The sequence below is a fragment of the Endozoicomonas sp. ONNA2 genome (assembly GCF_024606365.1).
Lineage (GTDB): Bacteria > Pseudomonadota > Gammaproteobacteria > Pseudomonadales > Endozoicomonadaceae > Endozoicomonas.
Map to the genome: position 1 here is coordinate 1 of NZ_JAHHPO010000789.1, position 7467 is coordinate 7467.

The 7467-nt window shown below is 47.5% G+C and carries 7 protein-coding genes; 1 reads left to right on the forward strand and 6 read right to left on the reverse strand.

Annotated elements, in window-relative coordinates; translation table 11 throughout:
- Positions 1-74 precede the first annotated feature (74 nt).
- Positions 75-734, reverse strand: a complete 660-nt coding sequence (locus tag KDK14_RS14055; RefSeq protein ID WP_257265803.1) for a YjfK family protein — start codon at positions 732-734, stop codon at positions 75-77.
- Between the two features lie 95 nt (positions 735-829).
- Here KDK14_RS14055 and KDK14_RS14060 point away from each other — a divergent pair, with 95 nt between their 5' ends.
- The gene (locus tag KDK14_RS14060) at positions 830-1462 is read left to right on the forward strand and encodes a LysE family translocator (RefSeq protein ID WP_257265804.1); all 633 of its coding nucleotides are present in this window, start codon (positions 830-832) and stop codon (positions 1460-1462) included.
- 13 nt (positions 1463-1475) lie between these two features.
- On the opposite strand, the gene KDK14_RS14065 is transcribed toward KDK14_RS14060, so the two are convergent.
- The 5 genes from KDK14_RS14065 to KDK14_RS14085 all read right to left on the reverse strand — a co-directional run bounded on the left by KDK14_RS14065 (position 1476) and on the right by KDK14_RS14085 (position 6615).
- Positions 1476-2465 (reverse strand): DUF2860 domain-containing protein, encoded by a 990-nt coding sequence (locus KDK14_RS14065; RefSeq protein ID WP_257265805.1) that lies wholly within the window; start codon positions 2463-2465, stop codon positions 1476-1478.
- 146 nt (positions 2466-2611) lie between these two features.
- Positions 2612-3301, reverse strand: coding sequence for a PspA/IM30 family protein (locus KDK14_RS14070; protein ID WP_257265806.1), 690 nt, complete (start codon positions 3299-3301; stop codon positions 2612-2614).
- 49 nt (positions 3302-3350) lie between these two features.
- On the reverse strand, positions 3351-3977 hold the full coding sequence (locus tag KDK14_RS14075) for a YjfI family protein (RefSeq protein ID WP_257265807.1): 627 nt from the start codon (positions 3975-3977) through the stop codon (positions 3351-3353).
- Between the two features lie 488 nt (positions 3978-4465).
- Complete coding sequence (locus KDK14_RS14080; RefSeq protein ID WP_257265808.1) at positions 4466-4891, reverse strand: DUF962 domain-containing protein; 426 nt, start codon at positions 4889-4891, stop codon at positions 4466-4468.
- Between the two features lie 164 nt (positions 4892-5055).
- Entirely contained in the window at positions 5056-6615 is a 1560-nt protein-coding gene (locus KDK14_RS14085; protein WP_257265809.1) for a SulP family inorganic anion transporter, read from the reverse strand.
- Positions 6616-7467: the final 852 nt, after the last annotated feature.

Sequence of the window (7467 nt, forward strand, 5' to 3'; positions counted from 1 at the left end):
GGTCGACTGAGCAAAACTCCCTTAGAGCGGCAAAGGACAAGCGAGATCGGGAGCAAGTTTATGAAATATCCGGGTTAAGTGATCGTCATGGATGAAATCTCAAGATCAAACCCTAAGCTTACGACAGCTGTAGCTTCATCCTCACCGCTGAATTCAAGGGATGCCAGGAGATATTCATAACGCTCACTATCACTGATTTGTCGCTGATAGAGCATGGCCAGATGGTCTACCTCATAAACAGCCACCGACTCATCATGACTATGGACCGTTTCCGTGAAATTGACCGGTTCAATCCGTCCAGGAACCGCCTCATCCCAGACCCGACGATAACTTATTTCATCCAGATCAAAGCGTTTGTCACCAATTAAACCGGAGTCACTGACCCAAAGGCTCGCTCCGCTCTGACTGGCAATGTGATGAGTTTGTGCAAAGACGAAGAATTTTATGTCATCAATATTCTGCGTTTCATAACCGCCAGTTGTTGATATCTGAATGAAGCCATCATCAGCGGTATAAAAGCGGCACAGCAATGCCCCCATCCCCAAATCAATGAAACCCGCGGCCTCAATCGTCTGGACCCCTTCTGGCAAGCTGAATCCCAGCTGTTCACGTATCATCTGGAAAGGCAACAAGTCCAACTCAAGGGCACTTCCCAAACACAAATTAAGCGGCGATGGTAAAGAAGTTATTTTGCTTTCGTCTTCTTTCTTACGTTTAAACCAATCAAAGATCATTGCAACAAACCACCATTTGAAACGCTTGAGAGAGAAATCGGGACTATACTCTTAGACCCCTGACAGATGGCAACGAATAGTAAAGAGAATATGTTATGTCTGAGTCATCAATGGCGTTATTTCTGATAGCGACCCTGATACTTGCCCTGGCTCCTGGGCCGGATCTACTGTATATCACTACCCGGGGGCTTTCCCAGGGAGCCATGGCAGGTTTGATTTCCGCACTGGGTGTTCATACCGGTGTCCTTATCCATACGATCATCGCATCCCTCGGGCTGTCTGCCCTGATAGCATCATCAACGATGGGGTTTTCACTGATTAAATATGCCGGGGCAGCGTACCTCTGTTACCTTGGCATCAGAACACTTTTTTTTGCCAAAGGAGAGAACAGCAGTGAACAGTGTATCTCCAGAACTGCCCTGAAAAAGGTGTTTTATCAGGGTGTGATTACCGATGTCCTGAACCCGAAAGTCATTCTTTTTTTTCTGGCTTTTTTTCCACAATTCATTGATCCATTGAGCCCGTCTGCTCACATTGATATCTTGATGCTTGGCCTGACGTTTGTGGCCGTTGCATTTCCCATCGATGCGGCTGTTGGGCTATTTGCCGGCAATGTTGGCAAACAACTGGATCACTGCAAGCAGCGCCTGCAGTGGGGCAAATGGATGGCGGGCTCAGCCTTCATTCTTTTGGGCATTGGCACCGCTTTTACATCACCACCTACATAACCGTATTCTCCGCTCAAAACTGGTAATTTGCACCAACCATGAATAGATATTCACTCTCGTCATAAAAGCTGATATTTGAGTTCACCACGTTGTATCCAGCAAGAGAGACCAGCGAGAGCGGACGGATACCCAAAAAGTTCATATATTCCCAGGTAAGGAAAACACCAAGCACGCTGTCTGAACGAGTGCTCTCGAATACAGGATGCTCCTGATCGTAGTCGCGATACTCATAGCTACCGGTCAAAGCATATTGGCCCGGTCCATGGATACTAAAATACGACAGCTCTCCAGCAACTGAAGCGTGTGCCATGGCACTGCCATCAGCCTCACTATTTCTGTATATCAGGGCTGGGCTCAAGGCTCTTCCCGGCTCCAGGAAGTGTCGGTAGCTGACCTTCGTGTATAGCGAATCACTGCTTCGTCTTAACTGATCTTGCTGTTCTGAGGTTAGTCCAGAGCCACTTCGTTCATTGTCAATTTCGGACCGGGCATAGGCGACATCCACAGAAACCGGAGTATTGGCAATACCGTCGAGTTTAAGCCGGAAAGCATTCCCGGACCTTTCTGTTTCTGTTCGCGCTGAGTTCATTAAAAAGGGGTCTGCCCACACATCGTCACCTAATAGTGTTGGCAGATAAGAAATGGTCAGCCTGGTGCCGGAGGCGAGCATCTGTTTGTAGCCGACTTCCAGGGCAACATTACCAATGGCAATATCTTCCCTGGACGTTCCAGCAAACAGCTGTCGGTCATTCCCATCGCCGAAGGTATAGGTAATATTGCCAAGAACCCCAAAAATACCGGTATTTTCCTGGCTTGTCCCACTATGCAAAGGTCCCTGCCTGTTCGCCTGGCCATTGGTAGAAAGATTGGAGTCCGTTGAAGTCACCCCGGCCAATACTGCCAACTCACCACTGAAGCCAGGGTTTTCTGCCAGTTGCCCATTGGCAACCAGCGGCAGCAAAGTACAGCCGACCAGGCAGGCCGTTGTTATTTTATGGTTCATGGTAAAACTATCCTTGCTCATTGCCTTATAGAGACATCGTTTGATTTTACTCAATCAATCACTACTGGAATATCTTCAGATGATGTTTATTTGCAGAGATGTTGTGCTTTTGTCCTTTAGGTCAATAAAGTCTGGACAGCCTCCCATCACTTCTGTTTTGCCTTCAATCGCTCCAGCACGCTGGAAGCGTCAGAATCACCCTTGGTAATGCCCGCTGCTTTAAGCTTGGCCTGAAGATCATTCTCAGCAGTATCACCGGAAAGATCACTGGCAGCTTCCATCTGGGCAGCTCTCTCTGCCTGGCGTTGTTTGATCCTTTCAAGGGAGTCGGTTGCGGTAGCCATTTTTGAGTTAATACCACTGTGTTTGGCGGCACAGGCGGCCTGTGCTTTTTGCACGGACTCCGTCGCTTTAACCGTATCAACCTGCTGCTTGAGCCGACGAAGATTGGACTCGGCGTCCATAATTGCTTTTTTCAGGCTGACAATACTGCCCGCAAAGCTCTTTTCCATCTCCTGTTCTGCATTCAGCTGCGCTTCGTACTCGGCAATTTTACCGGCAACATCAGTTGCCAGCGACTCATCTCCCTGATTCATCGCTGTTATGGCATAGCCTTCATACTCCGCAACTTTTTCCTTCAACTCTGCGCATTTTTGTGAGGAGAGTTTTTGCTTGGCCATAATGCCAGCCAACTGGGTCTTGGACTGCTGCAGCTGATCACTGGCCTCGCGAATTTCCTGATCCAGAATGCGCAAGGCATTGTTGTCTGCAATGGCTTCACCGACTTCGTTGGTGGCCCCTTTCAGGGCAGTCATCACTTTACTCCAAATACTCATGGTCTTTACCTGTTGCAAATGTTTGATAATTAGCCAATCGGTCTTTCAGTTATGCCACTGACTCAGAAGTCAGGTGACTTCCATAAGCTTCTGAGGCTTTGATGGCATTGGCTGCCAGAGTGGTGATTTCCTGCACGATATTCTGCAGTGAAGACGACGAACTCAGTGCGCCAAAAATGGTGTAGTACTCACTGCCATCCAAAAAGCGATCCAGACTGATGGTCGACAATGGAAATAATTTGTGGGTACGCAAAACTTCATCATTTAACGCCACCGGGTTCTTGACCATCGATAAAGGCCAGAGCACCGCATCGGCAATAATCTGCTCCCCGGAAACTGACAGGTAGATAGGCAGATCACCAAACTCAGCCATACTGATTTCCAGGCAGGGTTCAGTCCCATCCACCAGATTTAATACCGCATCTCCACGGGTAATCAGCGCGTCGTTTGCCAACGCTTCGTATAGGCTTTGAATCGTCCAAACACTTTGTGACTGGGTCATGATGGAATTTCCTGATGGTTGATAGGAATCGACTTGCCGCAGCTGCTGCTCAATATCCCGCAGCAGGCTGGCATTCTCTGGCAAAATCCAGATGTCTTTTTTTACCAGCCCCTGCTCTCTCATCCTGGAGCGAAACTGTCGCTGATAGTGTGCAGCGTTTTTCCGCAAGGCCATGAATGAACTCTCTGTGATATGCTCAATCCCGTATTGCGATCAAACAATACATTACCTGTAACAAATTTTACCTGTAATATAATAGTCGTATTGTTTTTTTCAACTGGATGTTGTGTAAATTTTTTCGATCTTTTGAAAGGATGAGCGTATCAATGTCGCCAGTAAGCTGAAAAAAAACGGTCATCAGGGGAAGATGACCGTTTCATGATGTCTCTATCGTTACAGCAATATTTACAAAGTACACAGCTAATGGGTTATCGCGATTATGGTAACTCAGAAGCCCGGTGTCCCATGGAAGGAATTAACCAGCCTTACCACCATAGGTTCTATATCGATCATTAAAGCCCACTCTTTAGCCTGAATATTTCATAACCTTGTTTCCGGGGTCCTCTGTGGGCATGCCAGGCAAAACTACAGGACCTTATCCATGCCTGCTGAATACTAATAGCTGTGGAATTGGTATAAGAAATAGCTTCAAAAGAAGAGATTTAATAGTGGATGTTGAGTTTTCTAAACAGGAATCCCAGGCACCACAATGGCCCAATCAACAGAAACTGCAGATCCTCAAAAAAAGACGGCTTTTTACCTTCAACCTTGTGACCAATAAACTGAAAGATCCAGGCAACAACAAAAATCGCAATACTGATCTGTAAGGCATAAGCTCCAAGCGCTTGAGAAACGGCTGCTGATGCAGCAAAGACAACAATCATTGCCAGGGACAGCTTGAATGAGAGCTTGAAATAGAACAGCAGGGTGACGGTCATTAACGACCAGGTGGCAACAGGGCTAAATGCCCAGATTATACCGATAATGCTGAAAAGGATGGATGGTACACAGATCCAGTGAATCAATTTATTGGTGGGATTCTGGTGGCTTTTGCCATATTCCGTGAACCATTGCTCGATGGTTTTCATCGCCAGGATGCCTCTTTATATTCTTATTATTGACACGAGCAAGTAATTTATCATTTGGTGCTATGGTTCTCAATCAGTGCCACGTCAGCTATCCATGGGCATAAAGTTGAATCTATTAAAAAGCCCGGGGTTAAGCTCGGGCTTTGTGCCATGATGGCCCCTGATCAGGCATTGGTAGCAACAAAGTACTTGGGATCTTCGATGACGTTCACTTCCACCAGGTTACCTGCCTTTGTCAGCAGTTTCCTGCAGTCATCGCTGAGGTGCAGGAGGTGCAGTGTCCTGCCACTGTTCATATAGCGCTCGGCCAGGGTATCGATGGCTTCCAGTCCGGAATGGTCACAAACCCTGGAGTCCCGGAAGTCGATAATTACATCCCTGTTGTCGTCCTTTGGTGAAAACTGTGTCAGGAAGTGTGTGGTGGAACCAAAGAATAGTGGACCATGCACCTTATAAATAGTTGAGCCATCCTGGTCTTCCAGTTTTGTGATTTGAATCTGTTTGGCGTGCTCCCAGGCAAAAATCAGGGCAGAGACAATAACGCCGACAATAACCGCCACAGCCAGGTCAGTCAGAACGGTCACTACAGAAACCAGCACCAGGACAAAGGCATCGCCCTTGGGCACTTTGTTCATAATCCGGAAACTACTCCACTCAAAAGTTCCGATAACCACGATGAACATGACACCGACCAGGGCAGCGACCGGAATCATTTCAATTAATGAAGAGGCAAAGAGAATAAAAGTCAGCAAAAATAATGCCGCAGAAATACCCGACAGACGACCCCGGCCACCAGAGTTTACATTGATCATACTCTGGCCAATCATCGCACAGCCGCCCATGCCGCCAAAGAAACCGGTAACCACATTGGCAACACCCTGACCCACACACTCCCGGTTACTGCTGCCGTGGGTTTCGGTGATTTCATCAACCATCCTCAGGGTCAGCAGTGACTCAATGATACCAATAGCGGCCAGAATCAGGGAGTAGGGTAAGATGATCGTCAGGGTTTCAAAAGTAAAAGGCACTGAAGGAATGCTGAATGTCGGAAGCCCACCCGCAATACCGGCAACATCGCCAACGGTTTTGGTATCAAGATTCAAACCAAGGGCGAGAGCGGTGACTACAATGATTGCAGCCAGAGAAGAAGGAACAGCAGTAGTCAGTCTGGGCAGAAAATGGATGATGGCCATGGTCAAGGCAACCAACCCGAGCATCAAATAAAGCTCATTGCCTTTCATCCAGGCAATATCAATAACACTGTCTTCCAGGAAAGAGCCGGTTAACCAGCCCACTTCACCTTGTGCACCAAACTGGCTTAATTGTGCCAGGAAGATCACGATAGCCAGACCGTTTACAAAGCCAAGCATCACCGGATGGGGGACCATTCTGATGAACTTGCCGAGTTTGAATATGCCTGCGAGGACTTGAATAATACCCATCAGAACCACCGCCGCGAACAGGTACTGTACCCCGTGACTGGCAACCAGGCTGACCATAACCACGGCCAGGGCACCCGTTGCTCCGGATATCATGCCCGGGCGGCCGCCAATGGCTGCGGTAATCAAGCCAACAAGAAAGGCAGCATACAAGCCAACCAGCGGCTCAACCCCGGCAACGAAGGCAAAGGCAACAGCTTCTGGAACAAGAGCAAGTGCTACCGTTAAACCGGAAAGAAGATCATTCTTTATGGTGGCAACGTTTCTGGCGTGGGGTTCAAACAAGTGGTGTCTCCATTAATAAATGTATGAGTTTTGAAAGGTGTTAACGGCACTTAGGTGCCGGTATTGATTGTTGGCTATTTGAGAGCGGTAGGGCAGGTCCTACTGCCCGATGAGTTATTGTGAAATGAACCGGGAGCAAACGAGACATATGGAATGCTGGCAACCTGGCTGGGAGTATTCTAACACTTTGGAACGGTTGAGTATTCTGTTATAGCTTTAAGTCAGGTGTAAATTATCGTCTGTTTTATGAAGGATATTCTCGGACAGCCTCCTGGAGATGGGGTTAGCAAAGGCTTGGCTTGCTTTCTTGGCAGCATGAAAAAAACTGCTCAGCAGTTCGATAACTTGTCGGCAGGGTTGAAAGCGGAAGGGTCAGGAATAATAAATGATTTTCTATCGGAAAATGCATTGAATGGGACTATTGTATGGTTTTTTGGTCTTATTAAAAGAAGCAATTTATATAAAGTATGCATCGTATGTATAATGCCTCCCACTTCCACGGACTGGTTCAAACGGTCACCCGCAAATCAGGCGAATGAACCTTCGTAGCTGACCGGGAAGAGTGATTTGAAAGAGAGTTGTTTTGCAATCAATGAAAAACAACCGGTTGACAAATCAAACTGGCGCGGTATGATGCGCCTCCACTGACAGGCTTCGGGCAACATCAGTGAGTTGTTAAGCTTTTTTCTTCGTCTTAAAATCGAATGCTTGACAACGAAAGCCGCCACGGTAAGATAGGCGACCTTGCTTTCAGTGGTTAGCTGGTAGTGACCAATGACCAGTAACTAGCAGCGCAAAGCAAACGTTCTTTAACAAGATATCAGACAATTCGTGTGGGCGCTTGTGCGATTG

What these genes read in the sequence shown, in the direction of transcription:
- KDK14_RS14055 (WP_257265803.1), bottom strand. Translation starts at nt 734, where the DNA reads ATGATCTTTGATTGGTTTAAACGTAAGAAAGAAGACGAAAGCAAAATA.
- KDK14_RS14060 (WP_257265804.1), top strand. Translation starts at nt 830, where the DNA reads ATGTCTGAGTCATCAATGGCGTTATTTCTGATAGCGACCCTGATACTT.
- KDK14_RS14065 (WP_257265805.1), bottom strand. Translation starts at nt 2,465, where the DNA reads ATGAACCATAAAATAACAACGGCCTGCCTGGTCGGCTGTACTTTGCTG.
- KDK14_RS14070 (WP_257265806.1), bottom strand. Translation starts at nt 3,301, where the DNA reads ATGAGTATTTGGAGTAAAGTGATGACTGCCCTGAAAGGGGCCACCAAC.
- KDK14_RS14075 (WP_257265807.1), bottom strand. Translation starts at nt 3,977, where the DNA reads ATGGCCTTGCGGAAAAACGCTGCACACTATCAGCGACAGTTTCGCTCC.
- KDK14_RS14080 (WP_257265808.1), bottom strand. Translation starts at nt 4,891, where the DNA reads ATGAAAACCATCGAGCAATGGTTCACGGAATATGGCAAAAGCCACCAG.